Raw genomic sequence first — 20,391 nt, 5'->3', positions numbered from 1 at the left:
TTACCAAATTGTTAATTTTTAAAAGTGAAAATCAAAACCAGCTCTAAAAGCTATATAATCGTTAATATCGTCCTGTAAGGCATAGGTCAGATCTGCCTGAATCTTTAATTTATGCCCCACAATATATTTAGAACCTCCCAGAGTATATTCTTTTCTGCTCAATAAATTTGTTATTTCTTCAAAATCGTTGGTAGAATATCGCGCAGCGATCTCATAATTATTTTTGAAAACGTAACCTGCCTGTATGTTGAATGCGTCTCCTACAGCAACAACATAATCTGGAAGATTGGTCTCACCCTCTCTTATTGCCAGAGGTTCATCTGCGTCCCTGTTAGCATATTCAGCCTGCATAGACCAGCCATTATATTTAAAAACGGCATCCAGGAACAATGTGGTTATTTCTGTTTGATATAAAGTACCATCTTCCTGGATCATATATTCACCCAGGTTACTTCTTGTTTTTACCGCATCATCGTTAAAATCATAAACTGCACCCAACATCAGTTTTGGGGTCTGTTCTCTTACAAGGTCTGACTGAACATAATCTCCTTTATTAATGAATTCACCGAAAGGTAATAATTCAAGTCTACCGGTATACTGCAAACCACCAAGATTACCAACAGTAATATTTCTCCCCTCACCCTGGGAAAGGGCCAGTTTCTCTTTGATCACGAAGTTCTCCCCGATATTTATCTTGTGGTGAAGCTGCAATCCTATATCACGGTCTATATTGAATCTGCTATTCAGGATAGAACGATCTATGAACTGAAGATTGGCGGAAGAAACTACACGTTCGACGTTTCCGGGAAGCTTGGTCTGCCCTGCCCATAGTTCGAAATTCTCGTAGAAATTCCATTTAAGAACTGCATCAAGGATATATCTTGGAGAATTCCTAGTAAATTCACTGGCACCAGAAATATCATTATTAGATAATCCTAATTCGATCTTGTATTTAAGTTTTGGAGTAAGTGCCCAACCATCAAATTTCAATCTGGCTCTTCTAATAAGAAACGCCTGCTCTGGATCTTCAAAGTTTTCACCATCATAATCCCACGAGGTATGTGACCTAAACTGAATCCTTGGGGCAAATTTCACACTGAAAGAACTGTCTTTAGCCGTGAAATTGATCAATCCTTTACCGAATTTCGTATCGCTAATCTCCTGTGAATACAGGTTAAAAGAAGTCAAAACACACACAAATACTGCGCAAATCGCATTTTTCATCAAAATCGTTTTATTAAGTTTTTGTCGCCGGCAAAGAAACGACTCCAAGGTTAACTTAATGTTTCCAAACAGTTAAGACTACGGCAAGTTTTAAGTGAAAAAAAAGGGCCGTCCTGTAGACAGCCCTTACACACTATACTAATCAAGTCGACAAAAACTTAAACGATTTTAAGTGTGTATCATAAAGACAACAAATAAAACCCACAAGTTTAAACTTTGCATCAACGGTATATTAAATAAAAATTAAGGATTCCCTTTTCTGAAGGGACATTTGAGAGGACTCACCTAAATACAAAAAAGCCATTCGAAAAACGAATGGCTTTTTTTGCTCCTCCTCTTGGGCTCGAACCAAGGACCCTCTGATTAACAGCCGCTAAAATGGTGTTTCAGATAATTTCATTTAGCTTCTTATATATTGATTATCAGTATTTTATAACTTTTCCCTTGTCATTTAGTTTTACAATATTTACCTTTATTTGCCCATTTGTTGTACCTATGTTGTACCCAATTTAAGCCGCATGATTACTATAAAAATTGTACAGAGAACAAAGAAATTAACCGATGGGTTGTACCCAATCTTCTTACGTGTTACCAAAGATCGGCAAACTAAATATTATAAAACCCCATTTAGCTCAGAGATTTCCAATTGGTCGGCCTCCACAGGAACCTTTAACAAAAAGACGAAAAATCATTTTCAGTATAATCGGTTACTGGTAAAAATAAAGGATCGGGCATACCATGTCGCCTCGGAAATTGAAGTTCAAAATCCTGATTATACTCTTGAAGATTTTGATAAGCTTTATAGAATTACCTTCAATCCGATAAAAAATGATGTCTTTGCCTTTTTTGACGAAATAGTTCAGGAAATGACCTATGCCGGCCGTGTAGGAAATGCGAAGTCTTATAAAGACACCAAGACATCCGTACAGATTTTTCATAGAAGCAAAAAACTTAGTTTTCGCGAAGTGAATTCTACCTTTTTAAGCAAATATGATGCGTTTCTAAGATCTAGAGGTGGAACCGACGGAGGTGTTGGCGTAAAGATGAGAGCTATTAGGGCATTATTCAACAAAGCAATAGAGCGTGGCATTGTTAAAGAAAGTTTATACCCCTTTAAAAAATATAAAATTTCAGGTTTGAGAGGTAAAGGTTTTAAACGTGCATTGGATTTTGAAGAAATAATGCGCATTGTTAATGTAGATTTGAGCAATCATCCCCATTTAGTTGATACCAGAAATTATTTTGTTTTCAGTTTTTATACCAGAGGAATGAACTTTGCCGACATGATGGGTCTGGAATGGAAAGATGTGGAAAAAAATGTTATCTATTACACCAGGGCTAAAACCAAAGGAAATTTCTCAATTGCCATTATGCCTCCAGTTAGAGAGATTCTTGACTATTACCGAATTAATGGGTATGGGAATAAATATGTATTTCCACTTCTGTATCGTGAAAACTATACTCCTACCCAACTTGCCGATCGAAAACATAAAATGTTAGGGATCTACAATAAAAATCTAAAGGAACTAGCTACAATTTGTGAGATCACAAAAAATGTTAGCAGTTATGTGGCCCGGCATAGTTTTGCTAATTGCCTGAAACAAAAAGGGGTGGCTACCGATGTAATTAGCGAATCATTAGGACATCAAAACCTAACCGTAACCCAGGCTTATTTAAAAGAATTGGATACTCAGGTTGTAGATAGCGCTCTGGAAGTCCTGTTATAATTCTCGATGTGATTAGCGTATCTAGGGGACATAAAAAAAATCTCTCCAATTCACAGGATTATCTAATAGAATTAGATGATTCCATATTGGATGATGCAAGTGAACTGTTGCTCTAATCACTGAGTTAAACTATAATTTTTCACGAAGTAGTCTACATATTTTGGAAGTTGTGTACCCAGGTAATAAGGTAAATTCATCAATAAATAAGGTGTTCCATCCTGGGTTTTATCTTCTTCAATTTTAAAGTTTCCTCCATATACGCGTATTGTATAAGGGTGGTTTGCCCTTATGGTAAATTGGTGTAAAGATTTTAAAGTGCCTTTTGCTCCGGATTTTATTTCTATGGGAATCACTTTGTCCTCAAAGGGATATACCAAATCAACTTCTGAAGATGCCTGATTTTTCTCCCTTACCCAGAAATTTGGTTTTGCGTTTGTTATGGTATTCAATGAAATCAACTCCTGAGTAATTAAATGTGGAATTATAGCTCCTTTAAAGGAGTTGCTTAGATCTTCCATTCCCAACATTTGCCCTTGAATTCCAAGGGCGTGATTTATCAATCCCGTGTCCAGAAACTGAAGCCTGGGAGACTTTTTTAAATTTGATTTTATAGGATTCTCTGTATCTGTAGTAGGATAAATAAGCTGAATTATTTTGGCATCATCTAAATTGCGCATAGCTTCCCCAACTTCTCTTGATCTATAGTTGGAATTTCCAAAATTCTGAAATTTGATACGTTCATCTACATATAAATGAGCTACTTCCATGATATGTTTTATTACACGCCTTTCTGTAGCATTCGAAGTGTATTTTTCCACATCATTTCTATAAGTACTCCAAATGCTTTCATAGACCTTAGGCAGGTCGGCCAAACTTTTGGTTTTTAGATCTGCTTTCACCACTTCTGGCATACCACCTATAATAGCATATCTATGAAATAGATCCATTAAAGTAGTATGAGCATAAGGCTTTATTGGAATAGTATTTAGTTGGTCTAATGCTGTTTCGTGTTCTAAAGCTTTTAAATATTCAGCAAAATTCAGCGGATAGAGATATAAATATTCAATACGCCCTACGGGAAAACTTTTTACATCTTTAATGGCAAACTCAAGCAAAGAACCAGCAGCAATAATATGTAATTGGGGTTTATCCTCGTAAAAATATCGTAGTAATTGGATAGCTTTGGGCAGCTCCTGAATTTCATCTATAAATAAAAGGGTGTCGCTTAATTCCCGCACAGATATATTATTAGTCAGGAACAGCGCTTCGACAATTGTTTCAACATCATCATGTTCTTCAAATACCCTTCTATCTGCAGACTTCTCCAAATTTAAAAAAATAGAATTCTTATATTTTTTTGCAAAATCTTTAACTAATGTAGTTTTACCTACTTGTCTCGCGCCTCTAATTACCAAGGGCTTCTTGTCCGAATTTTTTTTCCAATTCTCTAGATGCCCACTTATATGTCTATGGAAATTCATCTTTTTTTGTTATATAATAAGGGTAAATATATATTTATTTTGTAATATAATAAGGGTTATTTATAATTCATTTTGTGATAAAATAAGCGTATTAAGGTCCAAAAATTAGTTTTATTTAATTTTAAAGGATTTTGGCCAGTCTCTTGACTTCTTTTCAAAAAACTATCTATTAATTTTCTTATTCCAAAAGAAAAATTAATTTTGCAGCTCCTATATGAGAAAAGTAATTTCCTATACTACTTTTAAACTTACTCCGCCTTGATAAAATAAGGCCGGATTTTTCCTCATTATCCCCTCTTTCTTTTTTATACCTGTAGACCAGGTTTATACTTTTATAAATTCTTATTAATTTTCTTATGAAGAGATATTTAAATCTTTTCGATTTTTCACAAAAAGTCGATTATAAAACAGAAATCCTCGCCGGCTTAACTGTAGCTCTGGCATTAATTCCTGAAGCTGTCGCTTTTGCATTAATTGCTGGGCTTTCCCCGCTGACAGGTTTATATGCAGCTTTTGTTATGGGACTTGTTACCGCAATTTTAGGAGGTCGCCCCGGAATGATCTCGGGTGCTACCGGTGCAGTTGCCGTCGTGATTGTTGGTACGGCACTTATGCATGGACCAGAGTATGTTTTTGCTACGGTAATTTTAGCAGGGATTATCCAAATACTTGCTGGAGTTTTTCGACTGGGTAAACTGATGAGGCTGGTACCCCACCCTGTAATTTTCGGATTTGTAAATGGGCTGGCGGTGATCATTTTTATGTCCCAGTTAGGACAATTTAAAGTTTTAAACGACGCAGGAGAACAGGTGTGGATGGAAGGAACCCAACTATACTATATGTTGGGGCTCGTTCTCATTACTATGTTAATTATATGGGGTCTGCCCAAATTAACTAAAGTAGTTCCAGCCACTCTGGTTGCGGTTTTGGTGACTTTTGGAATAGTGTTATTGGCAGGAATCGACACGAAAACGGTAGGCGATGTAGCCTCCATTCAGGGAGGATTTCCTCCTTTTCATATTCCCATGGTTCCCATCAATTTTGAAACATTGAGGATCATTGTACCCCCTGCAATTATCATGGCAGGTGTTGGCCTTATAGAAAGTCTCTTAACCCTTAACATAATTGATGAGATCACTGAAACCCGCGGAAGGAGTAATAAGGAATGTGTAGCCCAGGGTTCGGCAAATATTCTTTCGGGAGTTTTCTCAGGAATGGGTGGATGTGCAATGCTTGGGCAGAGTTTAATAAACGTTTCTTCGGGAGCCAGGGCTCGATTGTCTGGAATAACTGCAGCAATAATGTTACTGGTTTTTGTAATGTTTGGTGCTGGGTTAATAGAAAAAGTGCCCATGGCTGCTTTGACCGGCCTTATGATTATGGTTGCAATTGGTACATTTGAATGGGCCAGCCTTAAAACTTTAAATAAAATGCCAAAATCAGATATTATGGTTATGGTATTGGTTACGGTAGTTACAGTGATCCTGCATAATCTAGCGTTGGCGGTGCTTGTAGGTGTCATTATTGCTGCGCTTGTTTTTGCCTGGGACAATGCAAAAAGGATTCGTGCACGCAAACATGTTGATGAAGATGGGATAAAACATTATGAAATTTATGGTCCCTTATTTTTTGGTTCAACAACTATGTTTAACGACAAATTTGATGTGCTTAATGACCCAGAAGAAGTCGTGGTTGATTTTCGAGAAAGCCGTATTGTTGATATGTCAGCCATTGAAGCTGTCAATAAATTAACAGAGCGCTATAAAAAACAGGGTAAAAAATTGCATTTAAGACATTTAAGCACTGACTGTAGAAAACTTCTTTCTGATGCCGACGCTATTATTGATGTAAATATATTAGAAGATCCAACTTATAAGGTGGTAACAGACAAGTTTTAAAAAATTCCGCGCCAAAGGATTGTTGGAATTTAAAAAAAGAATTTGTTCTGAATTTGAGTGAATAAGGGAGATTGTAATCAGATCCTAAGTAATAATTGGATCCGGGACATTTAGCCATCTAAAATCCTTTAAAAGTCCTTCAATATTCATTCGCAGCATAGCTCCAACATTCCGTAGCCTTGATAAAAATTCTGCTTATTCTTAAGTATTATCCAGTCAAATTTAATCGAAAGAAATTAGGAAAATTAGATAGAACATGGTTATAAAGAATTATTTAATATCTAGTCTTCAATTATTAGAAAGGTTACTAAAATCTTATGGTAAGATATGCTGTGTACGCTGCAATTCAAAACTTAGCATTTGGCAGTTAGTATATGATCCAGGAACATCGTTATGTCTTAACTGTAAATTGAGACCTATATATAATAGATTAAAGTAATGCTATGGAAAGTGACTGTCCACTTTGCCAAAGTTCTGGGAAACTATTCTTCAGAAATAAGTCGCATACATATTTGAAATGTACCTATTGTTTTGGCATTTATATGTGTGCCGATCAGCTGCCAAAACCTGAAGAAGAAATAGTTCGGTATCTCAATCACAATAATGATGTAAATGATGTCAAGTATCAAAATTTTGTTTCACCTATAGTTCATTCGATTTTTCAGGATTTTAAACCTAATTCTTCAAATGGCTTGGATTATGGCGCAGGTACCGGCCCAGTGATTACAAAAATTTTAAATGACCACAATTATAAAATTACTATCTATGACCCTTTTTTTGCAAATAACAAAGGCTTATTAAATCACACCTATGACTATGTAGTTTCCTGTGAAGTAATTGAACATTTCCACAATCCTTCTGAAGAATTTAAAAAATTATATAAAATGCTGATAAAAGGAGGCAAATTATACTGTATGACCCATTTATATAATTCTGAAATTCAATTTGAGAATTGGTATTATAAAAATGACCCTACGCATGTTTTCTTTTATTCTCAAGAAACCATGGATCATATAAAATCTAATTTCCGGTTTACAGATGTTTTCATTAAGGATCGATTAATAATATTTACAAAATAGATGTTCAAAGAGTTCTTTTTATTTTTTAAAAATAATTTTAGAGAAGTGCGATTTGGCTGGACCCTTACCCTTCTCTCCAGTTTTGGCCAAACGTTCTTAATTTCTTTATACGTTCCAGAAATCATTAAAATATTTGGTATTTCGGAAGGGTATTTCGGAGGGATTTACGCTATCGCTACAGTAGTAGCATCTTTTCTTCTAATTTCCTTAGGTCACCTGATTGATCATAAACCTACCAAAAATGTAACCTTTTACACAATATTTGGACTGGCATTATCCACAGCATTTCTAGGGTTCTCAGAAATACATATATCAATATTGTTGGTTGCTTTAATTGGCTTGCGTTTAACAGGTCAGGGGCTTTTAAGCCATATTAGTCAAACGATACTATCCAGAAGGTTCAACCGCGACCGCGGAAAAGCCTTAAGTATAGCAACAACAGGTTATTCTATTGGTGAAGCTTTATTTCCTATTATAATATCCAGTTTATTATTATGGTCCAATCTTAAAACTACCACCCTGCTCTGTGCAGCTTTCCTTATATTTTACTTAATGAGGTTGTTTTTTCTGGATACCAGAAAATTCGATAATGATCTTAATTTAGAGAAAAAGGTAGCCGGCAAATTTTTGCTGAAAGGCTTTAAAAATATAATAACTGAACGGAAATTCCTTGTAATCATGCCCGCAAGTTTTGCACTTAGTTTTACATCTACGGCCTTTTTCTTTTATCAATACGTTTTTGCCGAAAAATTAAACTGGTCAATTACCTTATATGCATCATTTTTCATGGTATATGCAGTAACACGATTTTTTATGAGTTTTGTGGGCGGATTTTTGGTCGACAGATTTTCAGCCGAAAAGGTTTTTAAATTTTATCTTATTCCTATGGCAATTGGTCTCATCCCTATGATATTTAATGATAGTATCATAGCGGCGTTATTTTTTCTTCTAATGGCAGGTGTAACCACAGGTTTGGCCGGCACCGTAAAAACTTCCTTGATTGCTGAAATATATGGAACAGCTCAATTAGGCGCTATAAGAAGTTTCTTTAATATGTTTATGGTTTTAAGTACTGCTATAGGGCCTTTATTCATTGGGATTATGATAGATACAGGCTTTAGTTTTCACTATATAGTATTGGCATTATGCTCATTAATTTTTATTGCCGTTTTAAATTGTCAAAGAACAATTAATAAAATATAGTAACTCATGCTTGAGCGTCACTTTTATTTATTAGCAAAACATTTCAATTAGAACAATTTGTAGACTTAAATTTTCAGTCCCCAAATCTACCATAACTAAACTTGCGCGAGGTTCCTATGCTGTTTTTATAGTGTTCCGTAGATAAACGTTAAATAAAAACAGCATAGGGCGCAATTACCTATTTAAATTTCCAAACTAGTTACAAGCATCCTTATTCAACCTCGGTTTAGAAACTGCTATAATCAACAACAAATACCTAAATTAGATTTTATTTGCAACTAATTAAAAAGTAGCTGCTTTCCCCATCCAAATTTTTCCCTCAATATCGCTCCTCACAAAAACATGGAGTGTATTGAGGGAAAAATATTAATCCAATCTGTAGTTCATACTCTCCATACTCTTTTTTTGAGATTCTAGAGAAATATAAAATACATCAATAGAAAAAGTAGGATTATGATAATGCCTCCAAAAAGTAAAAGAATATACTTGGGAATTAGTATAGCCCCTTGTAGTTTCCCATTGATTTCCTTCAAAGTATCGATTTTCAAATCATTTTCTTCTTTCTGATCTTTAAGAAAATCGTTCAGGTGTTTATCCAAAACTTCAGTGGTGATTGGTATACTCATATTTTCAAGCTCTTTTGAATATTCCTTAAGTTGAAGAATCGCTGCTTTAAAATCGGTCATCTCATCGGTCATCAGCTCCATGATCTCATCTAACTTTTTCATAACTTAAACTGTTTAAATTCCTATTCCATTATCCAGTCCTCTTTTGAGCACCTGTTTTATTAAATCCTTAGCAATTTTACCGGCCATATTTGTACTAAGCTGTACCGTCTTATTCATTAGGTTCAACGTATTGGGGACTTCTTTCAGTCTGGTTAATTTTTTATTCTGGCAGATTTCGGTTATCAGTTTCCCACCCGTCATCGAACGGTGGATCTCACTCCCTTTCAGGTTAGCTCCTTTATACTCAAACCGGAACCCTTGTAATTGGTTGGATTTATTTATAGAAGGAATTACCTGTACCTTACAAGACTTCATTTTATTGATATATTCATCTAGTGATTTAGGCCGGGTTTCCATAACTTTATTATTGATATGACTAATGGCCAATCGCTGCCAGTTAAATTCTTTTAGTTTTTCCTGTTGTACATCTCGAACCCTGGTAAGTCCCAGCTCTTTTGCAACATTGTCGGCGGCGAGCTGACTTCGTTTGCCTATAAAACTGTCATTATAGGCTTTCCCATCAAAACCGATCCTGTTCACATATACATGAACATGGGTATGTTCCTTATCCCGATGAACAAAAGCGATAGCCTGCCTGTTTTTTAATTCCATTTCTTTAAGAAATCTGCTGGTAATCTCTTTCAGTTGGGCTTTGCTCATTTCCTGTCCATCTTTAACGGTGGGACTTAGTATAAAACTCAGCGTATTTTGAGTACAGCGTTCATTTTGCGACTGGATGATCTTAAACTCCTCGGTGATCTCTTTCGGGGTTTCTCCGGCAAGGTGGTCTCTAAATACCACTTCGGCCTCTTTCTCCTGGTTCCATCCATAATCTATAGAGGCTCCAGTGCTTGCTATGGAATGTCCTTTCCCGATCATTTTTTGAAGCTTTTTAAATGGTTCCTGATTTCTTCAGCTAATTGCTGTACTTCCTTCGAAAGTTTGGGATTGCTTTTTTTAAACATATTGCTGATCCGGCTAAAGTTGTTTTTATATTGAACCAGCAGCTGATAGCATTCTAATTGCTCTGGGGTAATGCGTTCGACCATATTAATTTTAAAAGCAGTAGCTCTAAGATATTCTGAAAGGGAAATTCCAGCCCTGACCGCTCTTTTTTTGAGCAGCTTTTTCTCGTAGATCGAGCAGCGTATCTGGATGTATTCCCGTTTCATTTTCCTATTTTAAATCTTTGCAACCTCCGGGCGCAAAGCAAGATTGTCATGACAATGACACATCTTGCTTTGCCCTTTAAACTGAAATTTTACATTAGACATTACTACTTATCCACTTATCATTTTTTCCAACTTCCTTCATTGATCAATTTTTCATTGATATCCACATAGCCCGAATAAGAATCACTACAATCCATCACATTATCAAATTGTTCTAAAAGTGAACTAGTAGCCTTTTGACCTGCGGAGTCATTATCCAGATAGAGTAAAATCCGTTTATATTTCGGAATCAAAGTTTCGATTCTCCTAATAAAAGCCAGGGAATTTAAAATAATGCAGTCCGAATTTTGTACTAAGTCTTCATCGATTGTAGCAAGGGATAGAAAATCAAACATCCCTTCTATAATAAGTAACTGATTGGAGCCTCTTTCAATCAGAGAAAAAGATTTAGGACTACTTGAATTTTTATAATATTTATTTCGCAGTTCCCAGCCTCCCCGGTGGTTTTGAAGTCCAATGGCAAAAAATCGTTTTGTTGTAAAGCCATACCAAATCTGTCTGCAGTATTTTCTACCGATCTCAAAAGGTATATTCCGTGAGTTTAGATACTCAATTAAACCCTGCAGGTAGATAGCTTCAACATGCAGGATTCGAATTTGTGTTCGCTTCAACCGATCTTCAGTTCTTAGAGGGCTAAAAGAAAAAGCAGTCATATCGTTCTTTAAATATTCCAGCGCTTTCTTTATGGTGCAGGATTTCATTGCCATAATAAGGTCTATGATGGAACCACCTTTTCCCATTCCGAAGTCATACCACAGGTTCTTGTGCAGAGAGACGCTAAAAGAGGCTTGCGTTTCTGACCGTAGGGGACTCAGAAACCAAGCTTCTTTTTCCGTTGTCCTGCTGGGAAAGTGCCCTAATTTTGCAAGCGTTTTTACGATGCAAATATTACGGGCTTTTTCCCAGCTTTTTGATGTTTCCCAATTTTCCATTTTTTACTGTTTTTGCTTCAAATTCCATCAAATCCAACCAAATCTCAGCATCGTTTTATTTTTGATGACAGAGTGATGACAAAACGATGTGGGGCAAAACCCTTGCTATCATTGGGTTATTTTATTATCTATCATCATTCATCAAAAAAAGAATAAATAATAAAAGTATATTCTAAGAGGGTTTGTTTACGGTTCTAGTTTAATCGGGAATAATCCCTCCTAAAGCCCCCTGAATAAACAGCTTTTAAGGGTCATCATTTACGCATCAATTCATCACTTTATATCTTCCCTGAAATGCTGTAATAAGAATGATTTTTTAACCGTGTAATAGCGTCCTTTGCCATCGATAAGTCCGAGCCCACCCTCCTGCCACATATATATTTTTTGATATTTCAGAGAATTGTCTTGATTGGTGAGCTTCCAATCTTTCTTTAATATCTGGCGCAATTGGGTTAAATCAGTTTTCACCCGGGTTTTATTCAAAATCTGCAAGGCATCCAGAGGACAAATAGCCACTTCCTCAAGGTCAAATGTTTCCATAGCATCCAGTATCATGTTTGCTAATTCCTTTTCCACCCGGTTCCGGTTATTTTGCATCAGGTTCTCCAGTGCATTGGTTCTTATCTCTCTAGGGGTAAACCACATTCTGGTTGTATGAGTTGTAGCTAATTCCCGCTGCTGCAAGTAATTTAAAAAAGCAGGAATTTCTGCTCTCAGATGGTCTAAAAAATGAGTTTCTTCTTTTTGTAGGGATGGAATCTTCAATACCCAAAAGCGTGTTTCTTCGTTATCAATCTTAATAAAGTTATCTTCATTATTACTACAGAGAATAAACTTGCCAAAGAATTCCACCTCCCTCTTGTCTTTACCTTTAGCCTCAAGTTTATTAAAGTCAGTTGTACTTAGGTATTTAATTCGTTCGGTCAATTCCTCCCTATTAAATAGAACTTCGTCAATACAGATAAGGAGTTTATGCGTCCAATCTGCATTAAACTGACTGCTAAAACTATCATTGGTTAGATATGTGAGGTTATTTTCAAAAATAGCTTTGAGCCATTTTAGAAAAGTAGTTTTTCCAGTAACTCGTTCTTTAGAAACCAGGCATAGTATGGGTAACATCTGGATAGGCTTTGTGTATAAGAGTTGCAGGTAATCAAGGCCTAATTCGAATTGGTTACCGAAAATGTGTTTAACGAACTGCAGTGAAAAATCCACTTTACCGCTATTTGGCAAAATGGATAAGGGATTATAAGTATTATAAAAACCATAGTGTACCTGTTTAAAATCCAGATGACTTGGGATACAGGTAAAGCCTTCATATTTTTTAATACTTCCAACAAAACCTTTACCATGATCCTGTCGTAAGGTCTCAATATTCCAGGGAATTAAAACTTCATTGAAATTCCCGGAAATTGTAGGCATCACTACTATTTTATAGTAACTCGTACCTACACGGATATAGGATGAATTTTTCATCAGCATATTTTTTAAAGTTGAGTAAAAAGCAAGCGCTTACTTGCGGTTCTTCAATAAGTTCTTGTTGAATTGATCCTCCAAATAGGTATCGGATAGGTCCGGCTCTCCAAGGAGCCAGGCATCGATCTTCTCCTTATCAAAAAACTTCTGACGAATGTTCGGGTTGTTCCCCATTGGGATCAGCTTTAAATGGGTAAGCTTATAGATCTTACTTTTGGAGAGACCCGTATATTGAGCCAGGTCTTCCACGTTCATTACTTTTTTAGTGTGGGAAAGCAGAACTTTGATATCTGCAAGTAAATCCACAACTTCTTTATGCTCATTCATAACTGTATGGTTAAAATTAAAAATGAGTAAAAGGCCTTTTACATTTTTGTACAGAACAAACTTAGGAAAGCAAATACCTATAAATCAATAGAATAATTTAAATAAGAAGGAAATTATGCTATAATTATTCTTTAGCTAGCATCTGCCGGATGAATTTTCGCTGGTTTCTGGAATTTATTTTTTCCTGGTCGTTTTTCCAGATGGAAAAACTGGTTTTTAAAGTGTTTTCTTTGAGCGGTTCGTTGTTCATTAAAAAGGAATTCATTAATAGTTGGAAAAAATCACGTTTCCTTTCTCCGGAGAAATCTTGAATTCCACCAACTAACAATTCATCAAATAAAACAAACAGTATTCTGTGGTTTGCGGAATCCCCACTTTTATTCCCAACGGTGAAATTGATTTTCTCCTGAACCTTTCGCCCTTTAAGTAACCTATAGAATTGCTCTTTAGCGTTTTTATTAAGATTGATGTATTCAAATCTTATCCGGTATTTATTAATAGGTTCCACCTTAAAATTATGCCGATCGGTTTCTAGGTGTTTATCTGATTCATAGAATATGGCCAGCCAAACTAAAACTACCGCCAGCACTATAAGAAGAATTAAAAAATAGACATAACCCTCTATTATAGTTTTGATACCAAAAATCAAACTGAAACTTAAAACGAAAAGTATGAAGAAAGAAAGAATAAAAAGGATCAGATTAGTAGCACTCCCCTCAATTCTATCCTCAATGAAAAAATTTATTCTAGCTCTTAACCTAGCAAGTGCTTTTCCAGATTCAAGAATAAATTTTTCCATGGTTAGTGATTCTTCAGGTTATTAAATTAACCAAAAGAAAATAAATGTGAAATTATAACAGTGCTGAAGTACCCTATTGTAAAATCTTAAATTCTTAACCGAAGTTATTCTAGACTTTTATTTAGGTGCGTATTAATATTTCCAAGGGACAAAAATTGATAATTGCCAGCCGAAGTTTTGCGTTATTCCTTAATCTTTGAAACATAAGATAAAAGTAGTCCCAACGCCTATTTTGCTCACAACGTCAATATCACCTCCTAAGCTATTCATATAACTTTTTACCAGATACAGCCCAATACCCTTGCTGTCGTTATTATCTGTAAACGTCTGGTGCAATTGAAATAGTCCTTTCTCACTTTTCTCCATATCGAAACCAATTCCGTTATCTAAAAAATGAATTTGAGAACCGACTTCATTTCTTTTGGAAATAATTGATATTCTAGGTGGAATTCCTGGTTTAGCATATTTTATGGAATTAGTTATAAGGTTTAGAAAAATGCTGTTTAGGTAAAAATGATTCGAATTAAGGAATTTAATTTCCGAAAAATCAATCTCAACAATAGTCTGGGTCTCTTCAATCAAAGAACGAAGTGAATCTAATATGGTGTAAATAAGCTTTTTCAAGTTTACAGGTTTCGCACTCGGTTTTAGCCAATGATTTTCTTTAAGATGGTCAACCTGTTCATTTAAAGTACTTTTTAATTTGTGAACCGACTTTCCTAATAACTCCAGATATAACAAGGTTTCTTCATCCTTAATTTTGGAGTGGTCTATTAAATTAACAAGGGAAATCAGGTTATTTACCGGAGACCTTAAATCATGAGCAGTAGTATAACTCAATTGTGTAAGCCCCGAATTTTTTGATGTGAGATCTCTTATTCGAATGTGACGATCTTCTTCTAACTTTTTAAGATGGGTAATATTCTTGGAAATGGCGTAGATTAACTTTTTATCGAGAACCGGAATTGATGTCCAGGTAAGCCAGACAATTTCACCCGATTTTGTAAGATATCGGTTCTGAAAATGTACCAAAGGCACTCCTTCTAAAATCTTTGCCCTAGTTTCGGCCGTACTCTTTCTATCTTCAGTATGAACAAAATGGCTAATGGGATTCGCAAATAACTCTTCCCGGCTATAGCCCATTAATTTTATGAAAGCCGGATTTATTTTCCTGAAGTATCCATCAAACCCAGCAATACATAAATAATCATAAGAGAGCGAAAAGAAAGGTTCTAGGTCATATTCGCCTTCAATATATTTTACATCCATGTTAGTTTGGGTCTTCAGAAGTAAAAATAGAAAAAAAAATAAGGAATGTTTGAATTAAATCTTGGCCGAAAGAATGTTGTACCTATGTTGTACCCACTAAAAAAAGAAAGCCATTCAATTTCTTGAATGGCTTTCTTTACTAAGCTCCTCCTCTTGGGCTCGAACCAAGGACCCTCTGATTAACAGTCAGATGCTCTAACCAACTGAGCTAAGGAGGAATGTTTTGCTTTGTAAGCGGTTGCAAATATAAATCAATTTTTAAATGCCGTCAAAAGATTTTTTCGATTTTTTTTGAAGAATTTTCTGAGATTTTTGAATCCCTCAGAATGTCAATATTTTAGGTAGCATGAGCAAATTATTATTATTTTAAATTTCTTCATTAGAAAAAGTAAAAACAAAAAAAGGCAGTGCCAACGCACTGCCTTTTTTATTTTATAATTTTATGATCTGGTTATTCGAACAACCAGCGATATATATCATTTCCATTCGCGTAAAGGACCAGGGCGATCAATAAGAAGAACCCAACCATTTGCGCTACTTCCATGAACTTGTCGTTTGGTTTTCTCCCGGTTACCATTTCATACAACAGGAACATCACATGCCCACCATCCAAGGCCGGGATCGGCAGGATATTCATAAATGCCAGGATAATTGATAATAAAGCTGTGGTATGCCAGAATCCAGCCCAGTTCCAGGTATCAGGGAATAAACCTCCAATAGCTCCAAAACCTCCTAATTGAGAAGCTCCTTTCTTGGTGAATACATATTTAAATTGATATACATAATCGCGAAGGGTCCAGTACCCATAATCGAAACCTTTATTAATACTTTGTAAAAAGCCATAGCTTTTACGCTGGATATCGAAATCGTAATTCTTTACAAAACCTAGTCTTCCCTCTTCATTAGGAGTTATAGAAGTACTTTCAATCTTTCCATCCCTTTCATAAACCAGGCTCACTTCCTTCCCTTTATTCTCCATAGAAACAGGAGCCAATTCGTGGTAGTATCCAATTTCAATATCATTTAAAGAGATAAGTTTATCACCTTTTTTAAGACCTGCTTTTTCAGCTGCAAGTCCTGGTTGTACAGAATCCAGCACAGGAGCCATTATCGGCACGAACGGTTGCATTATTCCCTGTTCGAACATTTTTGCACCAATCTCATCTGGAACACTTATGGTTTCCTCTGTCCCATCCTGATGCAGTACCGTGATATTTTCAACATCTCTCATAAAAAGATGTTTATTAATATCGAGGCTGTTTTCAAAATCTTTCCCATTCACTTCAAGGATCCTGTCTCCATCTTCAAAACCATATTCCTCAAAAGAATCTACTACAGCAAAACCTTCAGGCATATCATCTGGCCCTACATAAGCAGTTCCCCATACATACATGATCATCATATAGATAAGAAAACCTAATACAAGGTTCACCGTGACCCCGCCAAGCATAATGATAAGTCTTTGCCAGGCCGGTTTACTCCTGAATTCCCATTCTTTAGGCGGAAGAGCCATCTGCTCCTTGTCCATGCTCTCATCGATCATTCCGGAGATCTTCACATAACCACCTAAAGGCAACCATCCTATCCCGTAAACGGTATCACCAATTTTCTTTTTGAAAAGGGCAAATTTTACATCGAAGAACAGGAAGAATTTCTCAACCCTGGTTTTAAAAAGTTTTGCCGGAACAAAGTGACCAAGTTCATGCAGAACGATCAAAAGGGACAGGCTAAGTATTAATTGTATGGCTTTTACTAAAAATGGATCCATCAGGTAACTTCAAATTTAAAATCGCACAAAAGTAAGTTTTTATAAGCTCCTACAAAAGTTTATGTTTCAAGTGATTTGTCCTCTTCTGAAAATTTCATCAACAGAATTCGACTATTTGATCGCCAGGCTATAACTTTGCAGAAATTTAAACTTATGCTCAAGTTTTTTGCTAGATACAAAACCTTTGCCATAGTTTTCTTTATAATCTCAGTAATTATAATTTTCTGCATTTATACATTACTGAAACCCGAAGAACGCCTTCCCGTTTACCAGCCAGACATGGTAAATGCTGAACTGGTAGACTCCACCAAACAATACGTTAGAAAATATCATAAAATCGCCGATTTCGAACTGGTAAATCAAAATGGAGATACTGTCACCCAGGAAGATTATAAGGATAAGATCTATATAGCCGACTTTTTCTTTACCACCTGCCTTACAATTTGTCCAATTATGACAGATCATATGATCAATATCCAGGAAAAGATCAAAAATGATGATGAGGTATATTTGTTATCACATACTGTCTTTCCAGTTACTGATAGTGTTCCTGTTTTGAAGAAATATGCAGAAGAGAAAGGAGTCATAGATGAAAAATGGAATCTGGTTACCGGTGATAAAAAACAGATCTATGACCTTGCCCGCAAATCTTATCTCGCTACAAAATCTACCGGTGATGGCGGAAAATATGATATGATCCACACAGAAAACTTTGTCCTGGTAGATAAAGACAGGCAAATTCGAGGTTTTTATGATGGCACCGATCCTGAGGCTATAGAGACTCTTATGCACGACCTAAAAGTGCTGAAAGCAGAGTATCACTAATAATTTAGCCTTTAACTTTTGTATTGGTCTAAATTCCATTACTTTTGCCTTGTTTAAAATCAATCTAAATAAAAAGTGAAGGTGACGGTTGCTAATTTAAAACGAGGTCAGCGGGGGATCATCAAAGAATTCTCGGCAGATATGGTACCTCTTAAGCTTCTTGAAATGGGTTGCCTTCCCGGTAACGAGGTAGAACTGGTTCAAACTGCGCCATTCCATGATCCAATGTATCTCAATATAAATGGAAGTCATCTGGCCATAAGAAAAGAAACCGCTTTACTAATAGAAATTGAATTAATAGGCTAATATGGGTAAGCAAATTAATGTTGCTTTAATTGGTAATCCCAACACCGGCAAGACTTCTGTATTTAATCAGTTAACAGGCCTTAACCAAAAGGTTGGTAATTACCCGGGTATCACGGTTGAAAAAAAGGAAGGAATCTGTAAACTTCCGCGTGGTCTTAAAGCCCATATTCTTGACCTTCCTGGAACCTATAGCCTTAACGCCTCTTCTTTCGACGAAAATGTGGTAATTGAACTATTACTGAACAAGAACGACAAGGACTTTCCAGATGTTGCAGTAGTAGTAAGTGATGTAGAAAACTTAAAAAGAAACCTCCTTTTATTTACTCAAATAAAAGACCTTGGCATCCCAACCATTCTTGCCATTAATATGGCCGACAGAATGGACAGAAAAGGGATAAGCCTGGATGTAGAGCTTCTGGAGGAACGGCTAAAGACAAAAATTGCCTTGGTAAGTGCCCGAAAAAGAATGGGAATTGATTACCTAAAGGAACTTATCATCAATTACAGGCATATTCCAATCGAACCTTGTGTAAATGCTTCAATTATAGATCCGGAGTATTTTGGGAATCTGAGGAAAGCATTTCCTAATCAGTCTTTATACAAATTATGGCTGGTGATCACCCAGGATGTGAATTTCGGAAACATCAATCGTGGTGAGCTAAAGAAGAATTCAGATTTCAGCACTAAGTCTGTGAGTGACCTAAAAAGACTTCAGCAGAAAGAAACCATTTTGAGGTATCAATTTATTAATGGGGTCCTAAGGGAAACCATGAAAGTTGATAAGAATGCGGCTACAGATCTAAGGTCAAGATTAGACAGGATACTCACCCACAAAGTTTGGGGTTATTTCATCTTCTTCGGAATATTATTATTGATATTCCAGGCGATCTACAGCTGGTCTAGTTATCCTATGGATATGATCGATGCTGCCTTTGCCTCTTTAAGTGAATGGACAAAGGACACTTTACCATCCGGTTCATTTACAAATCTAATATCTGAAGGGATCGTGCCGGGATTAGGCGGAATTGTAATATTCATTCCTCAGATCGCTTTCCTGTTCCTTTTTATATCTATCCTGGAAGAATCTGGTTACATGAGCCGGGTTGTTTTCCTAATGGACCGTATTATGAGGCGTTTTGGCTTAAGCGGGAAAAGTGTAGTTCCATTGGTTTCTGGAACCGCCTGTGCAATACCCGCAGTAATGGCAACGAGAAATATCGAGAACTGGAAGGAAAGACTTATCACTATTCTTGTAGTGCCTTTTACCACATGTTCAGCAAGATTACCTGTTTATTTAATAATTATCGCGCTGGTAATTCCCGATAAAACTTTCATTGGACTTAATTTACAGGGAATCACCTTAATGATCCTATACCTTTTAGGATTTGGAATGGCAATATTTTCAGCCTGGATCCTTAATAAGATCATGAAAACAAATACCAAGAGCTATTTCGTGATAGAGATGCCGAATTATAAACTACCTATGATCAAGAATGTCGCGATCAATGTGGTAGAAAAAACGAAATCTTTTGTCTTTGGTGCTGGAAAGATCATTTTAGCTATTTCAGTTATATTATGGGTTCTGGCCAGTTATGGTCCGGGAGATAATTTTGAAAATGCCGAAGAAATAGTTACTTCAAATTATAGTACCGAAAACAGCATTCCGCAGGATGAACTTGATGAAGAGATCGCATCTTTTAAATTAAAGAATTCCTATATCGGTATTATGGGCAGAGGTATCGAGCCTGCCGTTGCTCCACTTGGTTACGACTGGAAGATAGGAATTGCTATTATTAGCTCATTTGCTGCCAGAGAGGTTTTTGTTGGAACTCTGGCAACCATTTATAGTGTTGGTAGTGATGAGGAAGAAACAATAAAGAACAGGATGGCTGCAGAAACCAATCCGGTATTGGGTGGGCCATTATTCACATTCGCCAGTGGAGTCAGTCTCTTATTGTTCTATGCATTTGCCATGCAATGTATGAGTACCCTGGCTATTGTGAAACGAGAAACCAACACGTGGAAATGGCCTTTATTACAATTGATCATAATGAGTGGCTTCGCATATGTAGTGGCCCTTATAGCATTTCAATTGCTGAAATAGTAAGGAATAGAAT

The 20,391-nt window shown here is 36.1% G+C and carries 18 protein-coding genes and 1 tRNA gene; 7 read left to right on the top strand and 12 right to left on the bottom strand.

What is annotated here, in order from left to right; all coding sequences use genetic code 11:
• Positions 1-18: 18 nt before the first annotated feature.
• The gene (locus G3I01_RS05555) at positions 19-1,224 is read right to left on the bottom strand and encodes a porin (RefSeq protein WP_219551868.1); all 1,206 of its coding nucleotides are present in this window, start codon (positions 1,222-1,224) and stop codon (positions 19-21) included.
• A 518-nt stretch (positions 1,225-1,742) separates the two neighbouring features.
• On the opposite strand from G3I01_RS05555, the gene G3I01_RS05550 reads away from it, so the two are divergent.
• The gene (locus tag G3I01_RS05550) at positions 1,743-2,951 is read left to right on the top strand and encodes a site-specific integrase (RefSeq protein WP_219551866.1); all 1,209 of its coding nucleotides are present in this window, start codon (positions 1,743-1,745) and stop codon (positions 2,949-2,951) included.
• A gap of 116 nt (positions 2,952-3,067) precedes the next feature.
• On the opposite strand, the gene G3I01_RS05545 is transcribed toward G3I01_RS05550, so the two are convergent.
• Positions 3,068-4,432 (bottom strand): AAA family ATPase, encoded by a 1,365-nt coding sequence (locus G3I01_RS05545; RefSeq protein ID WP_219551864.1) that lies wholly within the window; start codon positions 4,430-4,432, stop codon positions 3,068-3,070.
• Between the two features lie 356 nt (positions 4,433-4,788).
• Here G3I01_RS05545 and G3I01_RS05540 point away from each other — a divergent pair, with 356 nt between their 5' ends.
• The 3 genes from G3I01_RS05540 (at position 4,789) to G3I01_RS05530 (ending at position 8,612) form a co-directional block, all read left to right on the top strand.
• Positions 4,789-6,330: a SulP family inorganic anion transporter gene (locus tag G3I01_RS05540; RefSeq protein WP_219551862.1), complete on the top strand. Its 1,542-nt coding sequence runs from the start codon at positions 4,789-4,791 to the stop codon at positions 6,328-6,330.
• Between the two features lie 443 nt (positions 6,331-6,773).
• Positions 6,774-7,409, top strand: coding sequence for a class I SAM-dependent methyltransferase (locus G3I01_RS05535; protein WP_219551861.1), 636 nt, complete (start codon positions 6,774-6,776; stop codon positions 7,407-7,409).
• Positions 7,410-8,612, top strand: coding sequence for an MFS transporter (locus tag G3I01_RS05530; protein WP_219551859.1), 1,203 nt, complete (start codon positions 7,410-7,412; stop codon positions 8,610-8,612).
• A 413-nt stretch (positions 8,613-9,025) separates the two neighbouring features.
• Here the strand turns inward: G3I01_RS05530 and G3I01_RS05525 are convergent, their stop codons facing one another.
• The 10 genes from G3I01_RS05525 to rseP form a co-directional block, all read right to left on the bottom strand.
• Positions 9,026-9,340 carry a DUF6730 family protein gene (locus G3I01_RS05525; protein WP_219551857.1) on the bottom strand — a complete coding sequence of 105 codons (315 nt, stop codon included), beginning with the start codon at positions 9,338-9,340 and terminating at the stop codon, positions 9,026-9,028.
• Positions 9,341-9,352: 12 nt separating this feature from the next.
• Positions 9,353-10,219, bottom strand: a complete 867-nt coding sequence (locus G3I01_RS05520; RefSeq protein ID WP_219551855.1) for a relaxase/mobilization nuclease domain-containing protein — start codon at positions 10,217-10,219, stop codon at positions 9,353-9,355.
• On the bottom strand, positions 10,216-10,512 hold the full coding sequence (gene mbpA, locus G3I01_RS05515; protein ID WP_219551853.1) for a mobilization protein MbpA: 297 nt from the start codon (positions 10,510-10,512) through the stop codon (positions 10,216-10,218). The genes G3I01_RS05520 and mbpA overlap by 4 nt, the downstream gene beginning before the upstream one ends.
• A gap of 119 nt (positions 10,513-10,631) precedes the next feature.
• Positions 10,632-11,504: a toprim domain-containing protein gene (locus tag G3I01_RS05510; protein ID WP_219551851.1), complete on the bottom strand. Its 873-nt coding sequence runs from the start codon at positions 11,502-11,504 to the stop codon at positions 10,632-10,634.
• Between the two features lie 273 nt (positions 11,505-11,777).
• On the bottom strand, positions 11,778-12,980 hold the full coding sequence (locus G3I01_RS05505; protein WP_219551849.1) for a primase-helicase family protein: 1,203 nt from the start codon (positions 12,978-12,980) through the stop codon (positions 11,778-11,780).
• A 36-nt stretch (positions 12,981-13,016) separates the two neighbouring features.
• Positions 13,017-13,307 (bottom strand): helix-turn-helix domain-containing protein, encoded by a 291-nt coding sequence (locus G3I01_RS05500; protein WP_219551847.1) that lies wholly within the window; start codon positions 13,305-13,307, stop codon positions 13,017-13,019.
• 124 nt (positions 13,308-13,431) lie between these two features.
• Positions 13,432-14,106, bottom strand: a complete 675-nt coding sequence (locus G3I01_RS05495) for a hypothetical protein (protein WP_219551845.1) — start codon at positions 14,104-14,106, stop codon at positions 13,432-13,434.
• A 189-nt stretch (positions 14,107-14,295) separates the two neighbouring features.
• Positions 14,296-15,375, bottom strand: a complete 1,080-nt coding sequence (locus G3I01_RS05490) for a PAS domain-containing sensor histidine kinase (RefSeq protein WP_257710800.1) — start codon at positions 15,373-15,375, stop codon at positions 14,296-14,298.
• A gap of 144 nt (positions 15,376-15,519) precedes the next feature.
• Positions 15,520-15,593, bottom strand: a tRNA-Asn gene (locus tag G3I01_RS05485).
• 233 nt (positions 15,594-15,826) lie between these two features.
• Complete coding sequence (gene rseP, locus G3I01_RS05480) at positions 15,827-17,143, bottom strand: RIP metalloprotease RseP (RefSeq protein ID WP_219551843.1); 1,317 nt, start codon at positions 17,141-17,143, stop codon at positions 15,827-15,829.
• A gap of 153 nt (positions 17,144-17,296) precedes the next feature.
• Between rseP and G3I01_RS05475 the strand changes: the two genes are divergently transcribed.
• From G3I01_RS05475 to feoB, 3 genes are all read left to right on the top strand, one after another.
• Positions 17,297-17,968 (top strand): SCO family protein, encoded by a 672-nt coding sequence (locus G3I01_RS05475; protein WP_219551841.1) that lies wholly within the window; start codon positions 17,297-17,299, stop codon positions 17,966-17,968.
• Positions 17,969-18,043: 75 nt separating this feature from the next.
• Positions 18,044-18,274 (top strand): FeoA family protein, encoded by a 231-nt coding sequence (locus tag G3I01_RS05470; protein WP_011711045.1) that lies wholly within the window; start codon positions 18,044-18,046, stop codon positions 18,272-18,274.
• 1 nt (position 18,275) lies between these two features.
• Positions 18,276-20,378, top strand: a complete 2,103-nt coding sequence (feoB, locus tag G3I01_RS05465; RefSeq protein WP_219551840.1) for a ferrous iron transport protein B — start codon at positions 18,276-18,278, stop codon at positions 20,376-20,378.
• Positions 20,379-20,391: the final 13 nt, after the last annotated feature.

The sequence above is a fragment of the Gramella sp. MT6 genome (assembly GCF_019357415.1).
GTDB lineage: Bacteria > Bacteroidota > Bacteroidia > Flavobacteriales > Flavobacteriaceae > Christiangramia.
This window is presented reverse-complemented; position numbering and strand designations above follow the sequence as displayed.